A 22,502-nucleotide genomic window follows, 5' to 3' on the forward strand; every position below is an offset into this window, starting at 1 on the left:
ACACCCCTTATTGGTTTTTTTAGACGCTCAACAGCAGGAACTCACGCTCCCAGGAACTGATCACCCGCTTGAAATTCTCATGCTCGGCACGCTTGACCGCCACATAGCCGCGCACGAATTTGTCGCCCAGGTAGCGCTTGACCGTTTCGCACGCCTCCATGCGCGCCAGCGCATCTTCGAGGGTCAGCGGCAAACGCAGGTTGCGGCGCTCATAGGCACGGCCTTGCACCGGCGCGCTGGGGTCGATCCGCTCAATCATGCCCAGGTAACCGCACAGCAGGCTTGCTGCAATCGCCAGATAAGGGTTGGCATCGGCGCCCGGCAGGCGGTTTTCCACGCGCATGGCGTCGGGGCTGCTGGTGGGCACGCGCAGGCCAACGGTGCGGTTCTCTTCGCCCCACTCCACATTGACCGGGGCCGAGGTGTCGGGCAAGAAGCGCCGGAACGAATTGACGTTGGGCGCGAACATTGGCAGCAGCAGGGGGATGTACTTCTGCAAACCGCCGATGTGGTGCAAAAACAGCGGGCTCATGGCGCCGTCGGCATCGACGAACACCGGTTTTCCGGTGGCGATGTCCACCACGCTCTGGTGCAGGTGCATGGCGCTGCCGGGTTCGTCGGCCACCGGTTTGGCCATGAAAGTGGCCGCCACGTTGTGCTTGAGCGCGGCCTCGCGCAGGGTGCGTTTGAACACGGTGATCTGGTCGGCCAGGTCCAGGGCGTCACCGTGGCGAAAATTGATTTCCATCTGCGCCGGGCCGTCTTCGTGGATCAGCGTGTCGAGGTCCAGCCCCTGGGCTTCGCACCAGTCGTAGACGTCTTCGAACAGCGGGTCGAATTCGTTGGCCGCGTCGATGGAAAACGACTGACGGCCGGTTTCGGCTCGGCCGGAGCGTCCCACCGGGGTCTTGAGCGGCAGGTCCGGGTCTTCGCAGCGCTGAGTCAGGTAGAACTCCATTTCCGGCGCCACGACGGGCTGCCAGCCCCGATCGGTGTAGAGCTGCAAGACTTTTTTCAGCACATTGCGCGGCGACAGCTCGATGGGGTTGCCGCTCTTGTCGAAGGTGTCGTGGATCACAATCGCGGTGGGCTCGATGGCCCACGGCACCACGTAGGTGGCGTTGGATACGGGGCGGCAGACCATGTCGATGTCGGCCGGGTCGAGCAGGTCGTAGTAGATGTCGTCGTCGACAAAGTCCCCGGTTACCGTTTGCAGCAACACACTTTCCGGCAGGCGCATGCCTCGCTCATGCAGGAACTTATTGGTGGGCGCAATCTTGCCGCGTGCGATGCCAGTCAAGTCACTGATCACGCATTCGACTTCGGTAATCTTGTGTTCTTTCAGCCAGGCGGACAGCTGATCGAAGGGGGCGTTCATAAGGACCTCGTCATGGGATGGGAGCTGCGCCGCCTTGTACTCGCGGCGCATTGAGGTCTATCTTGAGCCAGCTTTCACACGCCATCTATCCACTTTGCGCCAACCACAACGCACCAATAGAGTGCGCCCAGGTTCCCCATGACACAGGCAACAGCTTTGCGCGTACAGGCCTTCTCCACCGGTGATGTCGCCGCCCAATGCAGCGCGACACCGGGCTGGGTGCAACAGTACCAGCAGATGTCACCGGGGCATTTTGCCGGGCGGATCCGCTACCTCGACCTGCAAGGCGTGCAGGTGTACGAAGAATGCATGAACACCCGCGTCGAGCAGCATTTCAACGCACCGCCGGGCGCGTTGGCGTTCTGTTTCGATGGCAGCGACAACGCGCTGTACCTACTCAATGGCGAGAGCCGCAACACCTGGATCACCCCGGAGAACTACCGCGAAGTGGCGGTGGTGTTCGGCGCACAATTCGTGCAGCGCCATGGGTTGGAGATGAACAGGCTCGAAGGCCTGTTCATGGCACCGCTGACCTGCCAACAGAACGTGCTGTTCACGCGCTGGCTCAGTGGCACGCTGACCCGCCTGGCGACACTCACCGACCCGATCAGCCGCGACGCCCTCACCCGGCAACTGCTCGACGACTGCCTGTTTATCCTCGACAACACCTGCGTAGGCCTGGATCGCAGCGCTTTGCACAAGCGCAGCGCGGAACGCCAGTTGATGGCGCGCATCGGTGAATGGGCCGCCGATGCGCCGGATGAAACCGTCAACCTGCTGCAACTGGCGCAGATCGCTGGTGTGCCGCTGCGTCAGTTACAGCAAGGCTTCAAAACCTACACCGGCATGAGCCCGGCGCAGTGGTTGCGCTTGCGCCGGTTGAACGGCGCGCGACGTGAATTGTTGAATGCGGCCGGGGCGACGGTGGCCGAGGTGGCGATGAATTGGTCGTTCTGGCATTTGGGGCGGTTTTCACACAGCTACCGCGCGTTGTTCAAGGAACTGCCCAGCGAAACGTTGAAGCGCTCACTGTGAAAGGCAAGTCAATGCGGGAGGAGCTTGCCCCTCCCCATTGAGCGCATTTTCAGGGCTGAGTGTTGAGGAAGGTTGCGATCAGTTGGTTGACTTGGTCCGCCGCTTCCAACTGCACCATATGCCCCTGCCCCGGCAATATTTCCAGTTGAGCTTCCAACCCCTGGGCATGCCCGGCCGGGATGATTGCGTCGTCACTGCCCCAGATCACCAGGCTTGGCTGTCGACCGACCACATGGCGCAGGTCCGTCATCTGCCGACCGCCGTCAAACAACCTGGCATTGAGCTGCCGCAACGCCTGATCCACCCCTTCCAGCCGCTTGAACTTGAGCATGTCCTCCAGCATCTGGCGCGTCACCAGCGCCGGGTCGCTGAACAACTGCACCAACTGCGGTTTGAGCGCGTTGCGGTTATTGGCCTCGGCAAAACCGTGCAGGTAATCGCCATTGATGTCCGGCCCCAGGCCGGCGCTGGCGATCAGCGTGAGCGACGCAACGCGACCGGGGGCCTGGTCGGCAACCGTCAGCGCAACCAGCCCACCCATGGAATGCCCGGCCAGGTGCACGCGGTCGAGCTTGAGGTGATCGAGCAGCGCCAGCAGCGCCTGGCTCAGTTCATCGGCGTCACCCGTTTGCAACTGCTTGCCCGACTCACCATGCCCCGGTAAATCCAGGGCGATTACCCGGCGTTCGGCGGCCAGGGCCGGTTGGTTGAACAGCCAGTTATTCAAGTCGCCGCCAAAACCATGCACCAGCACCAGCGGCGTGCCGCCTTCGCCGAGGTCCAGATAGCGCAGCAAGCGCCCGCCTGCCTCGACTTTCTGCGCGCTCGGCCCCGAGGTTTCGGCCTCGGCCGCACTGGAGACAAACCCGGCCTGGAAGCGGTCAATCACTGCATCAATCTCTTGCTCGGTGGCTTCGCCCTCCACCACGATCCCGAGCAACGCGCCCACCGGCAAGGTCTCGTCGCTCAACGCCAGCACCCGGCGCAAGACGCCGCTGAACGGTGCCTCGACACTGCTGGAGATCTTGTCAGTTTCGACGTCGAGCACCTCCTCGCCCTTCTCCACTCGGTCACCCGGCTGCTTGAGCCAGACGTCGATGCGGCCCTCGGTCATCGACAGCCCCCACTTGGGCATGGTCAAGGTATGGATCATGCGGCAGTCCTCTTGTCGGCGATCTTCAGCACGGCGGCTTCGATCTTCGCGGCGTTGGGGATGTACAGGTCTTCCAGCGCATCGGAGAACGGCACCGGCGTGTGCGGCGCGGTGACCATTTCAATCGGCGCGCGCAGAAACGCAAACCCCTGCTGCGCCACCAGCGCGCTGATATCGGTGGCGATGGAACAGCGTGGGTTGGACTCGTCGATCACCACCAGACGCCCGGTTTTCTCCACGCTTTCCAGGATGCTGTCCTCGTCCAGCGGGCTGGTGGTACGCAGGTCCAGCACTTCACAGTCGATGCCCTGGCGGGCCAGATTGGCGGCGGCTTCCAGGGCGATGTGCACCATGCGCCCGTAGGTCACCAGGGTCACGTCGCGGCCTTCGCGGACAAAATTGGCTTCGCCGAAAGGGACGGTGTAGAGCTCCTCCGGCACTTCGCCCTGCAGGCTGTAGAGCATCTTGTGTTCGAGAAAGATCACCGGGTCGTTGTCGCGGATCGCCTGGATCAGCATGCCCTTGGCATCGTACGGCGTGGCCGGGCATACCACCTTGAGGCCAGGGATGTGCGTCCACATCGAGGTGAGCATCTGCGAATGCTGGGCGGCGGCGCGCAGGCCGGCGCCGTACATGGCGCGCACAACCAGGGGCGTGGTGGTCTTGCCGCCGAACATGTAGCGAAACTTGGCGGCCTGGTTGAGCAACTGGTCGAGGCAGCAGCCGATAAAGTCGACGAACATCAACTCGCACACCGGGCGCATGCCCCGCGTAGCGGCGCCGACCGCCATGCCCACGTAGCCGACTTCGGACAGCGGCGCATCGAGCACGCGCTCGGGAAATTCCGGGTACAAGCCCTTGGTCACGCCGAGCACGCCGCCCCAGGCGTCTTGTTCACCGGGGGAACCGGTGCCGCCGGACACGTCCTGGCCGATGATGAACACGCTCTGGTCCCGACGCATTTCCTGGGCCAGGGCTTCGTTGATTGCCTGCTGATAAGTGATTTTGCGAGCCATGGAATTCTCTCCGAAGATGAATGTTATGCGCGGTAGGCGACATAGACGTCGCTGAGCAGGTCGGCGGCTTGGGGCTTGGGATCGGACTTGGCCAGGCGCACGGCGTCGTCAATCAACTGCACCACCTCAGCGTCGATGCGCTCGAACTGCGCGGTGTCCAACCAGCCCTCGGTGCTGCAGCGCTGGCGAAACAACACCAGGCAATCGTGGGATTCGCGCAGGTTCTTCACTTCGTCCGGGCCGCGATAGGTTTGCGCATCGCCTTCAAAATGGCCGTAGAAGCGGCTCAACTTGACCTCGACCAAGGTCGGCCCGGCGCCCTCGCGCGCCCGCGCCACCGCCACGCCCAGCGCCTGGTACACGGCGAAAAAGTCGTTGCCATCGACAATCACCCCCGGCATGCCAAACCCCACGGCACGCTCGGCGATGTCCTTGCAGGCTACCGACCAGCCGGAGCCGGTGGCTTCGGCATAGCCGTTGTTTTCGGCGACGAACAGGCACGGCAGGTTCATGATCGCGGCCAGGTTCATCGCTTCGAACACCGCGCCCTCGTTGGAGCCGCCGTCGCCAAAAAACGCCACGGCCACGCCCTGGCTGCCCTTGAGCTTGGCCGCCAGTGCGGCACCGGCAGCCAACGGTGCACCGGCGCCGACAATGCCGTTGGCGCCGAGCATGCCTTTCTCCTGGTCGGCGATGTGCATGGAGCCGCCCTTGCCGCCGCACACGCCGGTTTTTTTGCCGTAGATCTCGGCCATCATGCCGAACACATCCACGCCCTTGGCGATGCAGTGGCCGTGGCCACGGTGGTTGGAGGCGATGCAATCATCATCGTTGAGATGGGCCATGACCCCGGCGGCGCTGGCTTCCTGGCCGGCGTACAGGTGCACGAAACCGGGGATCTCGCCGGTGGCGAACTCCACGTGCAGGCGTTCTTCAAACTCACGAATGGTGCGCATCACGGTGTAGGCATGCAGCAGTTGATCGGTGGACAGGTGAGTGGACATCTTGTTGTTCTCCAGGTTGTCTCGACACACAAAAGGCTGGCTGCGGCCAGCTACAGGCCCTTCAGCACAGCCTGTGCCAATGCCTGCAAAAACCTGGCAAAGCCTTGATCCAGAGCAGTGCCACGCGGTTGTGCCGGTGCGCCACGACACCGCAGAATGAGACCGTGCAGCGCAGCATGCAGGTCGCGTCTCGGCTCGCATGAGACGCTGCGTCTCAGCAGCGGCCCTCTGTCAGGGCGCGCTTGTCCCTGTGCGCCGGTGGGCGCTTAATGGCGGGCATAACAACAAAGATCGAGAACCGGAGGCCTTATGCTCGCCGCGAACTCCAGAGAGCACGTCGACTGCGTCAGTCGCGTGGTGCGCAATGCCGAGCGCCTGCCCCAGGCGCCGGTGCCGGCGTTGATTTTCGATTCCTGGCGCCGCTCCATGGAACAACACCACCTGGACCCTGGCTCGCTGCAAGGGCCGCGCATCCTCACCGAACCTTTGCTCAAGGAATGCCGCGAACGCGCCGAGCTGTTCATGCGTATCGCCGGTGAAGCCGTCGGGCAACTGCACCACCGCGTACGCCACGCCGATTACTGCGTGATGCTCACCGACGCCCAGGGCCAGACCATCGACCACCGCGTGGACACGGCCATTCGTACCGACTGCCGCAAGGCCGGCCTGTATCTGGGCACCTGCTGGTCGGAAGCCGAAGAAGGCACCTGCGGCGTGGCCACCGTGCTCACCAGCAAGGCCGCAGTGACGGTGCACAAGCGCGACCACTTTCGCGCGGCCTTTATCGGTCTGACCTGCTCCGCCGCACCGATCTTCGACCCCCAGGGCAACCTGCTCGGCGTGATGGACGCCTCGGCGCTCAAGTCCCCGGATGACCGGCGCAGCCAGCACCTGGTACGGCAAATGGTGGCGCAGAGCGCCGAGGCCATCGAGAACGCGTTCTTCATGCACAGCGCCCGCCAGCACTGGGTGCTCCAGGCCCATAGCACGCCAGGCTATGTGGACAGCCAGCCCGACCTGCTGCTGGCGTGGGATCAGGATGGACGCCTGCAGGCCTTGAACAGCAAGGCACGCCAGGCCCTGCGTCTGCGCTTTGGCCAGGTGCCGGCGCATATCGGCGAGGTGTTTGACCTGGATGCGTTGCGCGCGGTTACCGACCAATCGGCGCGCCACCTGCAATGGCGCGGCGCGGCGGACGCCCTGCATGTGCGGGTCAACACCCCACAGCGCACGCCGCGCCGGGCGGTGCCGGACACCCAGGTCGACCCGCGCGTGGAGGAGCACCTGCGCCTGGCCGTGCGGGTCAAGGACCGCCACCTGCCGGTGCTGGTGCAAGGCGAAACCGGCGCGGGCAAGGAAGTGTTCGCCCGCCAACTGCATGAGCGCAGTGCCCGTCGCACAGGCCCGTTTGTCGCGGTGAACTGCGCGGCCATCCCCGAGAACCTGATCGAAAGCGAGCTGTTCGGCTATGTCGCAGGGGCCTTTACCGGAGCGTCCAGCAAAGGCATGCCGGGGCTGCTGGTGCAGGCCGATGGCGGCACGCTGTTCCTCGATGAAATCGGCGACATGCCGCTGGCCCTGCAAACCCGCCTGCTGCGGGTGATGGCCGAAGGCGAAGTGGCGCCCCTGGGCGGGGCCAAGACCCGCACGGTGGATATTCAGGTGATCTGCGCCAGCCACCGCGACCTGGCAGTGCTGGTCAGCGACGGGCGTTTTCGTGAAGACCTGTACTTTCGCCTCGGCTGCGCGCGCTTCTGCCTGCCGCCGTTGCGCGAGCGCACCGACAAGCTGGCGCTGATCAACCGCCTGTTGGCGCAGGAGGCGCGCACCAGCGGGGTGTCGTTGGGTATCGGCCACGCGGCCCTGGAATTGCTGCTCGGTTATGCCTGGCCGGGCAACGTGCGGCAACTGCGCCACGTGCTGGCGTACGCCTGCGCGGTGTGCGAAGGCGGCACGCTGCAGGTGGCGGATCTGCCGGTTGAGATTCGCGGTGAGCAGGTGCCGGTGCTGGCCGAACAGAGCGTCAGCCCCGAGCGCCAGCTGGTGCTGGATGCGTTGATTCGGCATCGCTGGAAGCCGTTGCCGACGGCGCAGGCGCTGGGGATTTCCAGGGCGACCCTGTACCGGCGGGTTAACCAGTTGGGCATCGATATGCCCGGCAAAACCAGCTGATACCGTCAGGTCAATCGTGTGGGAGGGGCCCCCTCCCACACGTTTCAGCGGTAGACCAGGCCACCATCGATCAACGGCGACTGCCCGGTCATATAGTCCGCATCGGGCCCCGCCAGGAACGCCACCAACCCCGCCACGTCCTCCGGCGTTTCGGCGCGGCCCAACGCGATGCCATCCACGTACTTCTTGTACGTTGCCCCCACTTCAGCACCGGTGATTTCGGCCATGCGCTTGTCGATTTCAACCCACATATCGGTGCCCACCACGCCAGGGCAATAGGCATTTACCGTGATCCCGGCGCTTGCCAGCTCCTTGGCCGCCGCCTGGGTCAAGGCGCGCACGGCAAACTTGGTGGCCGAATACACCCCCAGCAGCGCAAACCCTTCATGGCCGGCGATGGAGCAGGCGTTGATGATCTTGCCCTTTTGTCCCAGCGCCTTGAATTTCTTGCCGGCGGCCTGGATGCCCCACAACACGCCCTGCACGTTGATCCCCAGGGTGCGTTCGACCTGCTCCGGGCTCACCTCCAGCAGCGCGTCGATCTGCGCCACCCCGGCGTTATTGACGATGATGTCAAAGCCGCCCAAGGTTTGGTGCGCATGCTCCACGGCCGCCACCACCTGTTCACGCCTGGACACGTCGGCGATAAACACCGACGCCTTGCGACCCAGCGCGACCACTTCGGCGGCCACGGCCTGGAGCTTGGCGCCATTGATGTCCACCAGGGCGATATCGGCACCGTCCTGTGCCAGGCGCAGGGCGATCGCCCGGCCGATGCCCTGCCCAGCGCCGGTTACCAGCGCAACTTTTCCCGCGATACTCATGGCTATCTCCTGCAACGTTGAGCAAAGCGTGTCTATCGCAGAGGTACGCAGGGCGCGTCCAGGCGCAACGGGAATCACGTCAAGGCTGAGACGGTACGTCTCAACGCGAACCCTTCTCGAAAACTTGTAAAACCGCGCCAATCTGCCTAGCTTATGCGCCCCCCGCCCTGCGCTTTAAGGCCCTGCCCCCATGGTTTTGCGTTTTCGTCCCGTCGTTACGTCACGTTTCGCCCTCGGCCTGCTGCTCAGCGGCGGTATCGGCAACAGCCTCGCGGCAGACATCGAACTGCCGGCGGTGACGGTCCAGGGCCAGGACGCGTCCGGTTATCGCGCAGACACGGCCTCGGTCGGCGGTTTCGACGAGGCGCCGCTGCTGGACACCCCGGCCTCGATCACCGTGATCAACGCCGCACTGATCAAAGACCAGCAAGCGCGCCTGCTCAGTGAAGTGCTGCGCAACGACGCCTCGGTGGGCGACAGCTATGCGCCAATCGGCTACTACGAAAACTTTGTGGTGCGCGGTTTTTCCCTGAATGCCGCCAGCAGCTACAAGATCAACGGGCGCACCATCACCGGCGAGCAGAATGTCGCCTTGGAAAACAAGCAGCAGGTCGAGGTGCTCAAGGGCCTGGCGGGCCTGCAGAGCGGAATCTCCGAGCCCGGCGGTGTGATCAATTACGTGACCAAGCGCCCGGAGGATGTGCGCGCGGTGACGGTCTCCACCGATGATCGCGGCAGCGGTTACCTCGCCACCGACGTCGGCGGCTGGTTCGGCAGCGAGCAGCAATTTGGCCTGCGTGCCAACGTTGCCCACGAAGACCTCAACGCCTATGTGGAACGCGCCAACGGCAGGCGCGACTTTGTGTCCCTGGCCTTTGACTGGAACATCAGCCCCGACGCCGTGCTGCAACTTGACGCCGAGTACCAGAACAAGCAGCAACGCTCGGTGCCGGGTTACCAATTGCTTGGCGGTACCGAGGTCCCCCACCATGCCTCGCCGAAAAAACTGCTGGGCCATCAGAGCGGCTCCAAACAGGTGGGCATTGATGCGCTGAACCTCAACGGCCGGTTCGAATACCGCTTCAGCGACCAGTGGCAAGGCAGCGTCAGCGCCGCGCGCAGCAAGGTGGTGATTGATGACTACAGTTCGTTTGCGTGGGGCGGTGACACCGGTGGCGTCGGCAATACCTTCACCCCCCAGGGCAATTACGATATTTACGATTTCCGCAGCCCCGACGACACCCGCCGCGACGACGAAGTGCAGGCGGCCATGACCGGCCTGTTCGACACCGCAGGCCTGGGCCATGAACTGACCTTCGGCACCAGCGCGTTTCGCCGGGTGATCGACAAGCGCACTGCAGTCAACGAGTGGCTCGGCAGCGGCAACATAGACGCCGATGCACCAACATACGCCCCCACCGATGTGCCGCTCAACGACAGCCATCGCACCCTGGACAGCCGTCAGTACGGCGTGTTCGTCACCGACCGCATGCGCTTCAACGAGCAATGGCAGACCATCCTTGGCGGCCGCGAAGTGCGCCTGGATGAACACGCCTTTGATGGCAGCACTGGCGATCAGACGCGCCATACCCAGCAATACGTGTTCCTGCCCGAGGCCGCGTTGATCTACAAGCCGATCGAGAACATCTCGCTCTACACCCGTTACAACAAGGGCCTGTCCCTGGGCGGCACCGCGCCGTGGTTTGCGACCAACAAGGATCAAACCCTGGCCCCGACCACCTCCCGGCAGATCGAAGCCGGGGTCAAATACGACTGGCGTCGCATCAGCTTCGCCGCCGCCGTGTTCCAGACGCGCCAGGCCTACCAGTACACCAAGCCGGACGGCGCCGGCAACTTCACCTATGTGCAACAGGGCGAACAGAAGAACACCGGCCTGGAACTGTCGGCCAATGGCTGGGCCACCGAGCGCTTGCAGATCGCCACCAGTGTCGCGGCGATCCGCGCGCGGGTCAGCGGCAGCGGCACACCGGCCTACGAAGACCACCAGGCGATCAACGTACCCAAGCTGCGCGCCAGTGTGTACGCCGACTACGCGTTACCCTGGGTCAACGGGCTGGCCGTGCTGGGTGGCGTGCAATACAGCGCCAGGAAGTACGCCAACCGCAGCGGCAACGTCGCAGTGGGGGACTATGCGGTGGTCAACGTCGGCAGTCGTTACACCACCCGCGTCGACGGCTATGAGACGGTGTTTCGCCTGAGCGTCGACAACCTCTTCGACAAACGCTACTGGCGCGACGTGGGCGAATACATGGGCGATGACTACCTGTTCCAGGGCGCCCCGTTGACGGCGCGCCTGAGTGCCTCGGTCAACTTCTGAACACCCGCGGCGTCGCCAGGCACAGCGCCGCCAGCCCACACACCAACAGGCTCCAGCCCAGGTCCTGGACCCAGGCCACCAGGGTCAGGCCGGCACCAATGGCCAGGTAATAAAGCAAACCGAACACCGCCGCCGCCGTGCCTAAACGGTCACGGTAGGCCATCAGCGCGGCGCCGAGCACGTTGGGGATCGCCATGCCGAACGCCAGCACCACCAGCAGCATCGGTATGACGAATAACCACGTGTGTTGCAGCGCCAGCACCAACAGGCTGCCCGCGACGGCGATACCGGCCGCGATCAAGACCAACTGATCGCCGTTCATCCCGCGCTTGAGCAGCACGTTGTTCAACCACGCCCCCAGCCCCGATCCCATGGCCAACAGGACGCCGCTGTAACCGAACTCGACGGAGGACAGCCCCTGCTGCTCAAAGATGAACGGCGCCACGCTGTAGTAGGCGAACAAGGCGATATTGAAGGCCGCTACCAGCCCGATCGAACGCCCAATGCCCGCATCCCTGAGCATCAGGCCCACCGTTTTGTACAGCGAGGTGGTGGGCAACGACGCCGGACGTGTTTCCGGCAAGGCCCAAACGCACCAGCCCATCAGCACCAAGACGAGCGCCAACAAACCGCAGAGCATGCCGCGATAACCGAAGGACTGCACCAGGGCCGCACCGCTGAACAAGCCGATCGCCGGGCTGGCGGCCATGGCGATGCCCACCACGGAAAACACCTGAGCCAGTTCCGGGCCGTGGAAGCGGTCACGCAACACCGTCTGCGTGACCACCGAGGCCACCGCAGCGCCAAACGCCGCCACGCCCTGGGCCACCAATAGCGCGCTGAACGTGCTGACGCTCAAGGCCAGCAGCGACGCGAGGGCATAAATCGTCAGGCCGGCCAGCATGACCGGTCGGCGCCCCAGGTGATCGCAGGCACGTCCCCACACCACGACGCCCACGGCAAAGGCCAGGAAATACACCGACAGCGTCTGCCCCACGCGCTCGGGGCCCACCGCAAAGGCCTGGCCGATGTCTCCGAGTGCAGGGCTGTACAGGGTTTGGGCCAGTTGCGGGAACATCAGCAGGGCCACCGCCAATACCAGCAGAGGGTTAAGCTTCATCGACATGTCCTTGCGGAAAGAGAGTGGAGGGATTTTAAGGCGCGTCGATTGGGCTATTATCCATCTTTCGACAACTTATCGATGAAATCGGACAATCTATGGCCTGGCTGAACGCCGATGCAGTTTTCGATCCCGACCGCCTCGCGGCGCCCGTTATCGGCATCGCCGCGCGTCTGGGTGACCATGATTCCGGCCTGCACCAGCACCAGCGCGGGCAACTGCTGTTCACCCAGCTGGGCTGCACGCGCATCACCCTCGACAATCACCTTTGCCTGCTGCCCCCCACCCGTGCCGCCTGGATCCCCTGCGGCCTGCCGCACCGCGCGCAGATGCAGCAGACCGTGGATTACCGTTCGGTGTATGTCAGCCCGGCGCTGGCGCAGCAGTTGCCGTCCCAAGTGCGAGTGATCGAGGTCAGCCCATTGCTGCGGGCGGTGTTGGAACCCATGGCGATGGCGCCCTTCGACACCGACTGGTCCTGCGGCCGCTATGCCCATCTGCTGGCCCTGTGCCTGAGCGAGATCTGCGACGCCGCCGAACAACCCATGCTGCTGCCCCTGCCCCGGGACAAACGCCTGGCCCGGTTGATGGGCAACCTCGATACCTTGCCGCCCCCGTTGCAGGCCTTGGAACAGCAGGTGGGCGCCAGCACCAAGACCATCGGCCGGATTTTCCAACGGGAAACCGGTCTGGGTTATCAGCAATGGCGCCAGCAGTGGCGACTGATGCGGGTTATCGAATTGCTCGCCACAGGGCGCAGTACCAGCTACTGCGCCTTTGAACTGGGCTTTGCCAGTGACAGCGCGTTGATCGCCTTTTTCAAGCAGATGACCGGCACCACGCCGCGCGGCTATTTCAAAGCCCGTTAACGGTTTACGTGGGCATCTTGCGAAACCCCACCGCCAGACGGTTCCAGCTGTTGATGGTGGCGATGGCCACGCTCAGGTCGATCTGCTCCTGGGCGCTGAACTCGGCGGCCAGCGCATTGAAGTCTTCGTCCGGGGCGTGGGTGCGGCTGATCAGGGTCAGGCTCTCGGCCCAGGCCAGTGCGGCGCGCTCACGCGGGGTGAAGAACGGCGTTTCACGCCAGGCTGACAGGGTGTACAGGCGACGCTCGGTCTCGCCGCCTTTGCGCGCGTCGGCGGTGTGCATGTCGAGGCAGAACGCACAGCCGTTGATCTGCGACACGCGCAGACGGATCAGTTCCAGCAGAGGCAGTTCGATGGACAGCTTGCCGACGGCGGCTTCCAGCGCAAGCATGGCTTTCATGGCGTCTGGGGAGGCGGTGTAGAAGTCGGTACGCGGTTGCATGGTGATACTCCGGAACGGTGGGAATGGGGGGCCAGACTAGCCACCCGCCCGTGTCGCAGGAATATCCAATTTCGGCGAAGAACAGGTGACCAATGCGTGCCGCTTGATGTGGACGGTGTCGCCCCCCTAAACCTCCCGCGCCATATGCTCCGCGATGCGTGCGCGCAGCCAGCGCTCCGCCGGATCATTGTCGTGCACCCCGCTCCACACCATCGACAACTCCGCCGCATCAATCGCAAACGGTGGGTCCTGCGCGCGCAGCGAGGTGCCCTCGGTCAACGCACACGCCGCGTAATCGGGCACCGTTGCAATGATCTGCGTGCCCGCCAACAGCGCGCGCAACCCGCTGAATTGCGGCACCGCCAGCACCACCCGGCGGGCGCGGCCGATGCGTGCCAGGTCGAGGTCGATATTGCCACTCAAGTCACCGGAGAACGACACCATCGCATGGGGCCGCGCGCAATAGTCGTCCAGGGTCAGCGGCTCGGCGCCCTCATCACCGCGCAGCACCTTGCACGGGATATCCCGCAGCTTCTTGCGCTTGGCGTTCGCCGGCAATTCGGTGGTGTAACTCACCCCCACCGAAATCTCGCCGCTGGCCAGCAAAGCGGACATCAACAGGTAATTGGCGCGGCGTACCACCAAGACGATTCCCGGCGCCTCCTCACGCAGCCGGCTGAGCAACGGCGGGAACAGGCCGAACTCGGCATCGTCCGACAGGCCGATACGGAACACCGCGCAGCTGGTGGAAGGATCGAAATCCTTGGCGCGACTGACCGCTCCGGAGATGGTATCCATGGCCGGTTGCAGTTCCTTGAGTATCGCCAGCGCACGCGGCGTGGGCTCCATGCCCCGGCCGTTGCGCAGCAGTAACGGGTCGTCGAACAAGTCTCGCAAGCGGCCTAACGCCGCACTCACCGCCGGTTGCCCCATAAAGAGCTTTTCGGCGACCCGGGTCAGGTTTTTCTCGAACATCAACGCCTCGAAAATCACCAGCAGGTTCATGTCGACGCGGCGCAGGTCGTTGCGGTTCATGGCGAAATCCATACGGTTGAGCAGCGTTCAGGGAAGCACGCAAACAGCGCTTTGGATTGCACGCCTGTGCTGTCTTTTTTGACAGATTTGAGCCGTACAGCTGACAAAATTAACAACGATTAACTCGTCAGCCAGACGGTCCGGCAACAAGATAACCGCCATCTACACTGCATCCATTCACCGGGAACGCTCCCATCGACTGCGGATATCTGTCATGGCCCGACTTGAGTACTGCGCCCCCCGTTTACCCGCCACCGGCGGCCTGTGCCCCAGGCGCGAACGCATTGCCAAGCAACTGATCCTCGCCAACCTGGGCGAAAGCCTGGCGATTGCCGACCTGGCCCAGGCCTGTGCGCTGTCGCGAAGCCATTTTTCCCGCGCGTTCAAGTGCAGCACCGGGCTGTCACCCCAGGAATGGATTCGCCAACAGCGTATCCAGCGCGCCAAGGAACTGATCACCCAATCCTCCTTGAGCCTGACGCAAATCAGCCTGGAATGCGGGTTCTGCGACCAGGCGCACTTTTGCCATATGTTCACCCGCAGCGAGGGCGTCAACCCGATGACCTGGCGAAATCACCAACTGCGTCACAAGCTCCAGGAGATCGCTGCCTAGTGGTCCGCATGCGCCTGGCCTATGCTGGCGGCTCTCCTTTCCCAGAGCATGACCCCCGATGAGCGAGCTGAGCGATAAGGCGGTGCATTTTGGCCCTTACCGCATCCATCCGCGCCAGCGCATGGTGCTGGAAGCGGGCCGCCCGTTGCGTCTGGGCAAGCGTGCAGTGGACATCCTGCTGATCCTGCTCGAGCAAGCCGGCAACGTGGTGAGCAAGCAGGAGCTGATCGCGCGGGTGTGGCCCAAAAGCGTCGTCGAAGACGGCAATCTGCGCGTGCACATGGCGGCGTTGCGCAAGGCGTTGGGCGACGGCCAGGCCGGGCAGCGCTATATCGTCACGGTGGCGCAGCGTGGCTACAGTTTTGTTGCGCCACTGAGCATTGAACCGATGAGCCTGCCCAGCGAAGGAACACCGCAACGTCCCTGCCATAACCTGCCGCTGCGCCACACCCGCATGATCGGCCGCCAGGCCCTGATCGACAGCTTGGTGCAGCAGTTGCCGGAGCAGCGTTTCATCACCCTGACCGGCGCTGGTGGCATCGGCAAAACCACCGTTGCACTGCGCGTGGCGGAGCTGTTGATCGGACACTACCGCGACGGTATCCGCTTGCTCGACCTGGCGCCTCTCAGCGCGCCGTCGATGATCCTGCCCAACCTGGCCGCCCTGCTCGACCTGACCTGCGCCGAGGACGAAGCGCCGGCCGCATTTGCGCGCCGCTTGCAGGAGCACCACCTGCTGCTGGTGATCGACAATTGCGAGCACCTGCTGGACGCTATCGCGCTGATCAGCGAAAGCCTGCTGCACCACGCCCCCAGATTGCACATTCTGACCACCAGCCGCGAGGCCCTGCGCGCCGAGGGCGAATACGTGCAGCGCCTGGACCCCCTGGCCTGCCCGCCCGCCACCGGCAACCGTGCCCAGGCCCTGGGCTACCCGGCCCTGCAACTGCTGGTGGAGCGGGCCATGTCCCATCAGGACAGGTTTGAACTGAGCGACGCCGAACTGCCCCTGGCGATTGATATCTGCCAGCGCCTGGACGGCATTCCCCTGGCAATCGAGCTGGTGGCCGCGCAGATCGAGCGTTTCGGTCTGCCGGGGCTGCTGGTGCAAATGGAAGACAATTTCCGCCTGCTCACCCGTGGCCGCCGCAATGCCCTGCCGCGTCACCAGACCCTGCGCGCCACGCTGGATTGGAGCTTTGAGCTGCTCACCGAGTGTGAGCAGATTTGCCTGCGCCGCCTCGCGGTCTATCGCGGCGGTTTCAGCCTGGCCAGCGCGGCGGCGGTGATTGCCGGGGAGCAGATCGCAGCGGCCCAGGTACCGGGTTCGATCAGCCAATTGGTGGCCAAATCCCTGCTCAACGTAGAGGCCGGGGATGACGAGATGGTCTATCGCCTGCTGGACGTCACCCGCACCTACGCTCTGGAAAAACTCAGCGTCGCCGAGGAGCTTGACGCCACCCGCGAACGCCATGCGAGGCGCTGCCTGACGTTGATGAAGCAAGCGCAGCAGGATTGGCAAAACACCGCGACCCAGACCTGGATCGACCGCTATGCACCGCTGCGTGATGACATTCGCGCCGCCCTCGATTGGGGGCTGGGCGACCAGGGCGTGCACCTGCTGGGCATCCAACTCACGGTCAGCGCCATGCCGCTGTGGCAGGAACTGTCGCTGCTGCGCGAACACGGTTTATACGTGGGCAAGGCCCTGGCGCGGCTGGGGCAATCGAGTGCGCCGAGCCAGCCACTGAACATGGCCCTGCAACTGGCGCTGGGCAGTTTTTCCTATCACACCCAGGGGGGCACGCCCGAGACCCTGGAGGCGTTTGCCCGGGCGCGACGCCTGGCCGAAGCGGGCAAAGACCTGGCCGGGCAATTGCGCGCCGTGTCGGGGCAGATGGCGGTCAACCTGTGTGGCGGCAACTACCGCGAGGCGTTGGCGCAAAGCCTGCATTTCGACAGGCTGGGCCCCCAGGCCGAGCCGCAACTGGACCTCAGCGCCCAACGCCTGCGGGTGCTGGCGCAGCACTTCGCCGGCAACCAGGCGCTGGCGCTGCACAATGCCGAACAGGTGATCCAGCGCATGGCCCACAGCGGCCACCTCAACCGCTTCACCCATGGGTTTGGCGTGCAATACGACCAGGGCGTGGCGGCACTGACCATTCTGGCGCGCATTCTCTGGCTGCGCGGCTTCCCCGAGCGCGCGTGGCGCACCGCCAGCCAGGCGTTGACGCTGGCGTTGCAGATCAACCACGGCACGTCCATCTGCTACACCCTGGCCCTGGCCGGCGTGGTGATCGCCCACTACAACGGTGACACCGCCACGGCTCGCGATCGGTTGGACCTGTTGTTGCAGCAGGCACAAAAACACTCGGTGCCGCTGTTTCATACATGGGCGCGATGCTACGAGGGCACGGCGCCGATAGCCGATGTGCAGGGCCTGGGCCTGGTGAAAGACACCCTGGTGACATTCAATGCCGGCACGGTGGACGACGCCGCCTTCGAGCGCGCCATGAACGGTGGCGCCGGCTGGTGCACGCCGGAGATCCTGCGGGTCCGCGCCGACGCCATGGGCGACAGCCACGCGGCCGAGACGCTGTTGCTCGAAGCCTTGGGCCAGGCGCGGCAGCAAGGCGCGCTGGCCTGGGAATTGCGTTGCGCACTGTCATTGGCGCAGCGCTGGCGGCAGCAAGGCCGCGTGGACGCGGCACGCGACCTGTTGAGTTCGATCCATGGGCGCTTTACCGAAGGGTTTGCCACCCGCGACCTACTCCGCGTGCGCAGCCTGCTCGACGAGTTGCAGCACAAACGGCCGGCCTGAGAGCGGCCCCAGGTAGTGCCCGTAATCCTGCTGCAAACGCGCCACCTGGCCGGGGTCGCGCAGTTGCGCCAAGGCATAGCTGCGCAGGCAGTGCAGCAAACGGTACCGTTCGGGACCGGGACCAGGTTCCAGGGTCAGCAGTGACAGGTTCACCAGTCGGGCCAGCAAATAAGACAGGTCGGCGTGTTCCAGCTCCGTGCCGGCCACCAGCTCACTCAAGGTGGGCAACGTCACCGCCATCCGGAACAACCCCAATTGTAAGAACAGCCAACGCTCGGGCAGGCTGAGGCGCTCGTACGTCCAATCCAGCGCGGCGCTCAGGGATTGGTGACGCGCCACCGCCGTACGGCGACCACGGGTCAACACCTGCAGGCCGCTGCGCAATTGCGCCTGCAAACCGTGCACGCCCAGGGCATCGACTTGCGCGGCCGCCAGCTCCAACGCCAGGGGCAGGCCGTCGAGGCGCCGACAAATATCCCGCAACGGCGCCAGGTCCTGGGGCCGCAACACAAAGCCCTGCTGTGCGGCGCACGCCCGCGCCACAAACAGTTGCACCGCCGGGTAAGCCATCGCGTGTTCAACGCCGGTCAGTGATGAGGGCCCAGGCACCGCCAGGCGGGGCACGCGCACACACCATTCGCCGGGGACCAGCAGCGCTTCACGGCTGCTCACCAGCACGCTGACGTGGGGTGCCTGCTCACGCACAACCCGCAGCAGATGCCGACAGGCGCCCAACAGCAGGTCGGCGCCGTCGAGTACCAGCAACAATCGGCGGTTGACCAATTGGCGGCACAGCTCGACAGCCGTGGCGCAAGGTTGCAACTGCAGCACCGTGGCCAGGTGGCGCAGCATCTGCGTCGGCGCGTCCACGGTGGCCAGGTCGACCCACCACACACCGTCGCGGTAGCGCGGCAGCACCTTCGCCGCCAGGGCCAGGGCCAAGGTGCTCTTGCCCACCCCGGCACAACCTGTGAGGGTCATCAGCGGCTGCCTTGACAAGCGCCGCGCCAGCACGCGCAACAGCTCGTCACGGCCGATCACCGGGCTGAGCCGTGCTGCGAGGTTGTGGCGAGGCGTCGTCACATGAACACTGCCGAGCACGGGGGCGGCGAAGCAGTAGCCACGCTGGGGGTCGTTGAGGATCAGGTGCTGGCCGTCGAGGGCACGGCGCAGTGCGGCGATGTGCACCCGCAGGTTGGTTTCCTCCACCACGCTGTTGGGCCAGACCCGATCGATCAGGCTGGCCTTGCTGACAAACTGCCCCGGCACCTCCAGCAGCGCGGCAAGAATATCCAGTGCACGCCCGCCCAAGGGCACCGGCCAGCCCGCCTTGCTCACCAGCCGCTGCTGGCGGTGAAAGGCATAGGCACCGAAGCGCAGCGTGCCATCGGCGTCAGTCGCCAGAGGGTTGTTCATAGTTGCAATCGCGCTGGAACACCCGGCCTTGGGCGTCTGCGCATCCTTTTCCATGGGCTCGACGTCATCTTGCCAGCTACCAATGACACGGCAATGCTGGCACGGGGAGCGATACGGACAATCAGGTGCGCGAGACGGACATCCTGTCGTTAACTGAACTGTTGTCGGTATTGGGTCGGGTTGAGGCCGAGTTTTTCACTGAACAGAAAGCGCATATGCCGAACGCTGCCAAAGCCTGCGTGAAAGGCCACGGTCTTGAGCGGCAGGTCGGTGGTTTCCAGCAACTGACGGGCGCGGTCGATGCGCGCGCCTTGCAGGAAGGCCATGGGCGTCATCTGCACTTCTTTAGCGAAGAGCCGCGAAAAGTGGCGCGCACTCATGCCCGCCAACTGCGCCATGGACTCGATGGTGAACGGCTGCGCCAAGTGTTCCAGCACGCGGTTCTGTACACGGGTGATGGCGGTTTCCTGGGGCGAAACGGCGGCCGTCATCGGGCTGAACTGGGCCTGGCCGCCCTGGCGCTTCATCACCACCAACAGCACTTTGGCCACGTCCACCGCCACCTGTTTGCCATGGTCCTGGGCGACGATGGACAACGCCAGATCGATACCGGCCGTGACGCCGCCAGAGGTGATGAGCCGTCCGTCCTGCAGGTAGATGCGGTCGGTCTCGACGATCGCTTTGGGAAACGCCTTGATCAACCGGTCGGTGTAGTGCCAGTGAGTCGTGACGCGCCGATCATCAAGCAGCCCGGCATGCCCCAATACAAAAGCGCCGGTACAGATCGAACCGAAGCGCCGCGCACGTGGCGCCGCCTCCCTGAGCCAGGGCAGCAGTGCGGGATGGCATTCGTTATAGGCACCCGGACCACCGGGTACCAGCAGCACGTCATAGACGCCATCGGCGTGCTCCAGCAACAGGTCGGTGTGCACCAGCACGCCGTTGGAGGCACGCAGCGGGCCGGGCTCGGTGCCGATGGTGAGGATCTGGTAATGCGCCGCCGCCGGCAGATAGCGGTTGGCGATGGAAAACACTTCGAGCGGTCCGGCCATGTCGAGCAGGAGGAAGTCCGGAAACAGCGCCATGGCCACGGTTTTCATATGAAACGTCCATCAGGAGGAAGAAAGGCGGCAGGCATTATGGCATGCCTTTTATTGTCAATCTGATAGAGACAGTTATTCAAATTTCAGCTTCTTAATGAATATCCCAGTAACCAGTAACCTTCTTCTCAACGCCAGCGCCCTGCATCTCGCAGCCTGCGCTCACTTGAGGACACCGCCATGCTGACCCTTCGTAAAGCTTCTGACCGCGGCGCCGCCAACCACGGTTGGCTGCAGTCGTCTCACACCTTCTCGTTCGCCAACTACTGGAACCCCGCCGAACAGGGTTTTTCCGACCTGCTGGTGATCAACGATGACCGCGTCGCCGCCGGCAAAGGCTTCGGCCAGCACCCGCACCGTGACATGGAGATCTTCTCTTATGTGCTCGAAGGCGCCCTGGAACACAAAGACACTCTGGGCACCGGCTCGGTGATCCGCCCCGGCGACGTGCAACTGATGAGCGCCGGCAGCGGCGTGGCGCACAGCGAGTTCAACCACAGCCAACGCCTGGGCGTGCACTTCCTGCAAATCTGGATCGTGCCCAACGTGGCCGGTGCCGAGCCGCGCTATCAGCAGGAGCACTTCAGCGAGGCGCAGAAACGCGGGCGCCTGCAACTGATCATCTCGCCGGACGGCGCCGACGGTTCATTGAGCGTGCGCCAGGACGCACGGGTGTACGCCGGGCTGTTCAACGCTGATGAAGCCGCGACCCTCGACCTGGCGCCGGATCGCCACGTGTATATCCATGTGGCCCGAGGCAGCGTGCAGATCAACGGCCAACGCTTGCAGGAAGGCGACGGCGCCCGCGTGCGGGATGAACGGCAGATCCACGTCAGCCATGGCGAAGACGCCGAGGTGCTGGTGTTCGACCTGCGCCCTCGGGAACTGCCGCAAATGCCTTGACCGGCCCGGCGATGGCCCTTTGAAACGGGCTATCGCTGACGTTGATAGTCACCATCAGCGCAATGAAGTTCTCTTAAAAAATGCACCGCGTAACATCAAACCCATACCCGGCAACACCTACTTAAAACACTTGGAGCACACCCTCATGAAACGCCAAATCTTGCTTAGCCTCGCTTTCTCGGTACTCGCTGCAAACGCATTTGCCCACCCTGTTGTTGCCGAAGGCGGTGCTGATCGCCTGATCGAAAGCCGTGTGGCCGAAGGCGGTGCGGACCGTCTGATCGAAAGCCGTGTGGCCGAAGGCGGTGCGGACCGTCTGATCGAAAGCCGTGTGGCCGAAGATGGCGCCGACCGTCTGCAAGGCAACCGCGTCGCCGAAGACGGTGCTGATCGTCTGCAAGACAGCCGCGTGGCTGAAGGCGGTGCTGATCGTCTGCTGGATAACCATGCCTGAGACCGCAGCGTTTGCGGGAACCCCAAACCGGCCTGATCAGCCGGTTTTTTTTCGTCTGCCTTAAAGGGAAGTATCCGAATCGTACCGTCCTCGACAAATCAGTCACTTGCGGACCTACCTCACCTGGCCTCGGGCCCCTAAAGTGCTGCCATCGATCAACTGTCTGGCACTGCTATGAATCTCTGGTTTCGTTTGCTCTACATGCTCTGCCGTCGCCCATGGCGTAAACCCGCCGACGGACTGGCCACCACCGTGGTGCGTATGCGCGTCTGGCCACTGGACCTGGACATCAACCGGCATGTCACCAATGGCCGCTACTTTTCCCTGGCGGACGTCGCACGGATGGATTTCGTGTTGCGCACCGGTGCGTTTCGCGTGGCGCTGCGCCACAAGGCGCTGCCCATCGTCGGCGACACCTGGGGCAAGTTTCGGCGGGAGTTGAAACTGTTCGAGGCATTCGACGTGCACACCCGCCTGCTGGGCTGGGACCACAAGTGGACCCTGATGGAGCACCGGTTTGTCAGTCGCGGTCGCGTCGTCGGCGTGGTTGTGATGCGCGGGCTGTTCCGCTCGGCCAAGGGCACCCTGCCCCCTGCCGAGTTTGTACGGGAATTGGGACTGGCCGAGGCATCACCGTCGATGCCGCAATGGCTGACCGACTGGGCGCTGAGCTGCGATGACATGGGTGCGCAGTTGCGGGCAGAGGAGCTGACCTGACAAGCCGATCTCGAATGCCCCGCATGGCCTCACATCCCGCTCATAAACGGGCAAGGCTTTAACCTTGCCCGGCTCAAAAAAATCGTTGGGGC

The 22,502-nt window shown here is 64.0% G+C and carries 19 protein-coding genes; 9 read left to right on the forward strand and 10 right to left on the reverse strand.

Annotated features, from left to right (window positions below; all coding sequences use genetic code 11):
- Positions 1–19: 19 nt before the first annotated feature.
- A complete protein-coding gene (locus tag KZX66_RS20370; RefSeq protein WP_248082677.1) occupies positions 20–1,378 on the reverse strand; it encodes a glutamine synthetase family protein in 1,359 nt (452 codons plus the stop codon).
- Between the two features lie 138 nt (positions 1,379–1,516).
- On the opposite strand from KZX66_RS20370, the gene KZX66_RS20375 reads away from it, so the two are divergent.
- The gene (locus KZX66_RS20375) at positions 1,517–2,413 is read left to right on the forward strand and encodes a helix-turn-helix domain-containing protein (protein WP_248082679.1); all 897 of its coding nucleotides are present in this window, start codon (positions 1,517–1,519) and stop codon (positions 2,411–2,413) included.
- A 49-nt stretch (positions 2,414–2,462) separates the two neighbouring features.
- Here the strand turns inward: KZX66_RS20375 and KZX66_RS20380 are convergent, their stop codons facing one another.
- Genes KZX66_RS20380 through KZX66_RS20390 form a run of 3 tightly spaced genes read right to left on the reverse strand, consistent with a single transcriptional unit; the run spans position 2,463 to position 5,586 of the window.
- Positions 2,463–3,566 carry an acetoin dehydrogenase dihydrolipoyllysine-residue acetyltransferase subunit gene (locus KZX66_RS20380; protein ID WP_248082681.1) on the reverse strand — a complete coding sequence of 368 codons (1,104 nt, stop codon included), beginning with the start codon at positions 3,564–3,566 and terminating at the stop codon, positions 2,463–2,465.
- Positions 3,563–4,582, reverse strand: coding sequence for an alpha-ketoacid dehydrogenase subunit beta (locus KZX66_RS20385; RefSeq protein ID WP_248082683.1), 1,020 nt, complete (start codon positions 4,580–4,582; stop codon positions 3,563–3,565). Before KZX66_RS20385 ends, KZX66_RS20380 begins: the two co-directional genes overlap by 4 nt.
- Before the next feature lie 23 nt (positions 4,583–4,605).
- The gene (locus tag KZX66_RS20390) at positions 4,606–5,586 is read right to left on the reverse strand and encodes a thiamine pyrophosphate-dependent dehydrogenase E1 component subunit alpha (RefSeq protein ID WP_248082690.1); all 981 of its coding nucleotides are present in this window, start codon (positions 5,584–5,586) and stop codon (positions 4,606–4,608) included.
- A 309-nt stretch (positions 5,587–5,895) separates the two neighbouring features.
- Here KZX66_RS20390 and KZX66_RS20395 point away from each other — a divergent pair, with 309 nt between their 5' ends.
- Complete coding sequence (locus KZX66_RS20395; protein WP_248082692.1) at positions 5,896–7,758, forward strand: sigma-54-dependent Fis family transcriptional regulator; 1,863 nt, start codon at positions 5,896–5,898, stop codon at positions 7,756–7,758.
- A gap of 44 nt (positions 7,759–7,802) precedes the next feature.
- Here KZX66_RS20395 and KZX66_RS20400 read toward each other — a convergent pair whose 3' ends face one another.
- Positions 7,803–8,582 carry an acetoin reductase gene (locus KZX66_RS20400; protein WP_248082700.1) on the reverse strand — a complete coding sequence of 260 codons (780 nt, stop codon included), beginning with the start codon at positions 8,580–8,582 and terminating at the stop codon, positions 7,803–7,805.
- Positions 8,583–8,772: 190 nt separating this feature from the next.
- On the opposite strand from KZX66_RS20400, the gene KZX66_RS20405 reads away from it, so the two are divergent.
- Complete coding sequence (locus KZX66_RS20405) at positions 8,773–10,920, forward strand: TonB-dependent siderophore receptor (RefSeq protein WP_248082703.1); 2,148 nt, start codon at positions 8,773–8,775, stop codon at positions 10,918–10,920.
- Here KZX66_RS20405 and KZX66_RS20410 read toward each other — a convergent pair.
- Positions 10,910–12,040 carry an MFS transporter gene (locus KZX66_RS20410; RefSeq protein WP_248082705.1) on the reverse strand — a complete coding sequence of 377 codons (1,131 nt, stop codon included), beginning with the start codon at positions 12,038–12,040 and terminating at the stop codon, positions 10,910–10,912. The two genes, KZX66_RS20405 and KZX66_RS20410, sit on opposite strands and share 11 nt — an antisense overlap.
- Before the next feature lie 98 nt (positions 12,041–12,138).
- Here KZX66_RS20410 and KZX66_RS20415 point away from each other — a divergent pair, with 98 nt between their 5' ends.
- Positions 12,139–12,909: a helix-turn-helix transcriptional regulator gene (locus KZX66_RS20415; protein WP_248082707.1), complete on the forward strand. Its 771-nt coding sequence runs from the start codon at positions 12,139–12,141 to the stop codon at positions 12,907–12,909.
- Between the two features lie 4 nt (positions 12,910–12,913).
- Here the strand turns inward: KZX66_RS20415 and KZX66_RS20420 are convergent, their stop codons facing one another.
- A complete protein-coding gene (locus tag KZX66_RS20420; RefSeq protein WP_248082709.1) occupies positions 12,914–13,351 on the reverse strand; it encodes a carboxymuconolactone decarboxylase family protein in 438 nt (145 codons plus the stop codon).
- A gap of 126 nt (positions 13,352–13,477) precedes the next feature.
- Entirely contained in the window at positions 13,478–14,386 is a 909-nt protein-coding gene (locus tag KZX66_RS20425; RefSeq protein ID WP_248082711.1) for a LysR family transcriptional regulator, read from the reverse strand.
- A 214-nt stretch (positions 14,387–14,600) separates the two neighbouring features.
- Between KZX66_RS20425 and KZX66_RS20430 the strand changes: the two genes are divergently transcribed.
- Entirely contained in the window at positions 14,601–14,999 is a 399-nt protein-coding gene (locus tag KZX66_RS20430) for an AraC family transcriptional regulator (protein WP_248082713.1), read from the forward strand.
- Between the two features lie 58 nt (positions 15,000–15,057).
- On the forward strand, positions 15,058–17,820 hold the full coding sequence (locus KZX66_RS20435; RefSeq protein WP_248082715.1) for a winged helix-turn-helix domain-containing protein: 2,763 nt from the start codon (positions 15,058–15,060) through the stop codon (positions 17,818–17,820).
- Here the strand turns inward: KZX66_RS20435 and KZX66_RS20440 are convergent.
- Together KZX66_RS20440 and KZX66_RS20445 are read right to left on the reverse strand one after the other, a co-directional pair.
- Positions 17,767–19,290, reverse strand: a complete 1,524-nt coding sequence (locus KZX66_RS20440) for a winged helix-turn-helix domain-containing protein (protein WP_248082717.1) — start codon at positions 19,288–19,290, stop codon at positions 17,767–17,769. The genes KZX66_RS20435 and KZX66_RS20440 overlap by 54 nt on opposite strands.
- A 95-nt stretch (positions 19,291–19,385) precedes the next feature.
- Positions 19,386–20,336, reverse strand: coding sequence for a GlxA family transcriptional regulator (locus KZX66_RS20445; RefSeq protein WP_248082719.1), 951 nt, complete (start codon positions 20,334–20,336; stop codon positions 19,386–19,388).
- 180 nt (positions 20,337–20,516) lie between these two features.
- On the opposite strand from KZX66_RS20445, the gene KZX66_RS20450 reads away from it, so the two are divergent.
- From KZX66_RS20450 to KZX66_RS20460, 3 genes are all read left to right on the forward strand, one after another.
- Complete coding sequence (locus KZX66_RS20450; protein ID WP_248082727.1) at positions 20,517–21,239, forward strand: pirin family protein; 723 nt, start codon at positions 20,517–20,519, stop codon at positions 21,237–21,239.
- A gap of 145 nt (positions 21,240–21,384) precedes the next feature.
- Positions 21,385–21,693: a hypothetical protein gene (locus KZX66_RS20455; RefSeq protein WP_248082729.1), complete on the forward strand. Its 309-nt coding sequence runs from the start codon at positions 21,385–21,387 to the stop codon at positions 21,691–21,693.
- A 174-nt stretch (positions 21,694–21,867) separates the two neighbouring features.
- Positions 21,868–22,410: a thioesterase family protein gene (locus tag KZX66_RS20460; RefSeq protein ID WP_248082731.1), complete on the forward strand. Its 543-nt coding sequence runs from the start codon at positions 21,868–21,870 to the stop codon at positions 22,408–22,410.
- The last annotated feature ends 92 nt before the right edge of the window (positions 22,411–22,502 follow it).

The sequence above is a fragment of the Pseudomonas sp. EYE_354 genome, assembly GCF_023148575.1.
Classification (GTDB): domain Bacteria; phylum Pseudomonadota; class Gammaproteobacteria; order Pseudomonadales; family Pseudomonadaceae; genus Aquipseudomonas.

Excerpts from the sequence above, each read along its gene's own strand:
- KZX66_RS20370 (WP_248082677.1), bottom strand. The coding sequence starts at position 1,378 with ATGAACGCCCCCTTCGATCAGCTGTCCGCCTGGCTGAAAGAACACAAG.
- KZX66_RS20375 (WP_248082679.1), top strand. The coding sequence starts at position 1,517 with ATGACACAGGCAACAGCTTTGCGCGTACAGGCCTTCTCCACCGGTGAT.
- KZX66_RS20380 (WP_248082681.1), bottom strand. The coding sequence starts at position 3,566 with ATGATCCATACCTTGACCATGCCCAAGTGGGGGCTGTCGATGACCGAG.
- KZX66_RS20385 (WP_248082683.1), bottom strand. The coding sequence starts at position 4,582 with ATGGCTCGCAAAATCACTTATCAGCAGGCAATCAACGAAGCCCTGGCC.
- KZX66_RS20390 (WP_248082690.1), bottom strand. The coding sequence starts at position 5,586 with ATGTCCACTCACCTGTCCACCGATCAACTGCTGCATGCCTACACCGTG.
- KZX66_RS20395 (WP_248082692.1), top strand. The coding sequence starts at position 5,896 with ATGCTCGCCGCGAACTCCAGAGAGCACGTCGACTGCGTCAGTCGCGTG.
- KZX66_RS20400 (WP_248082700.1), bottom strand. The coding sequence starts at position 8,582 with ATGAGTATCGCGGGAAAAGTTGCGCTGGTAACCGGCGCTGGGCAGGGC.
- KZX66_RS20405 (WP_248082703.1), top strand. The coding sequence starts at position 8,773 with ATGGTTTTGCGTTTTCGTCCCGTCGTTACGTCACGTTTCGCCCTCGGC.
- KZX66_RS20410 (WP_248082705.1), bottom strand. The coding sequence starts at position 12,040 with ATGAAGCTTAACCCTCTGCTGGTATTGGCGGTGGCCCTGCTGATGTTC.
- KZX66_RS20415 (WP_248082707.1), top strand. The coding sequence starts at position 12,139 with ATGGCCTGGCTGAACGCCGATGCAGTTTTCGATCCCGACCGCCTCGCG.
- KZX66_RS20420 (WP_248082709.1), bottom strand. The coding sequence starts at position 13,351 with ATGCAACCGCGTACCGACTTCTACACCGCCTCCCCAGACGCCATGAAA.
- KZX66_RS20425 (WP_248082711.1), bottom strand. The coding sequence starts at position 14,386 with ATGAACCGCAACGACCTGCGCCGCGTCGACATGAACCTGCTGGTGATT.
- KZX66_RS20430 (WP_248082713.1), top strand. The coding sequence starts at position 14,601 with ATGGCCCGACTTGAGTACTGCGCCCCCCGTTTACCCGCCACCGGCGGC.
- KZX66_RS20435 (WP_248082715.1), top strand. The coding sequence starts at position 15,058 with ATGAGCGAGCTGAGCGATAAGGCGGTGCATTTTGGCCCTTACCGCATC.
- KZX66_RS20440 (WP_248082717.1), bottom strand. The coding sequence starts at position 19,290 with ATGGAAAAGGATGCGCAGACGCCCAAGGCCGGGTGTTCCAGCGCGATT.
- KZX66_RS20445 (WP_248082719.1), bottom strand. The coding sequence starts at position 20,336 with ATGAAAACCGTGGCCATGGCGCTGTTTCCGGACTTCCTCCTGCTCGAC.
- KZX66_RS20450 (WP_248082727.1), top strand. The coding sequence starts at position 20,517 with ATGCTGACCCTTCGTAAAGCTTCTGACCGCGGCGCCGCCAACCACGGT.
- KZX66_RS20455 (WP_248082729.1), top strand. The coding sequence starts at position 21,385 with ATGAAACGCCAAATCTTGCTTAGCCTCGCTTTCTCGGTACTCGCTGCA.
- KZX66_RS20460 (WP_248082731.1), top strand. The coding sequence starts at position 21,868 with ATGAATCTCTGGTTTCGTTTGCTCTACATGCTCTGCCGTCGCCCATGG.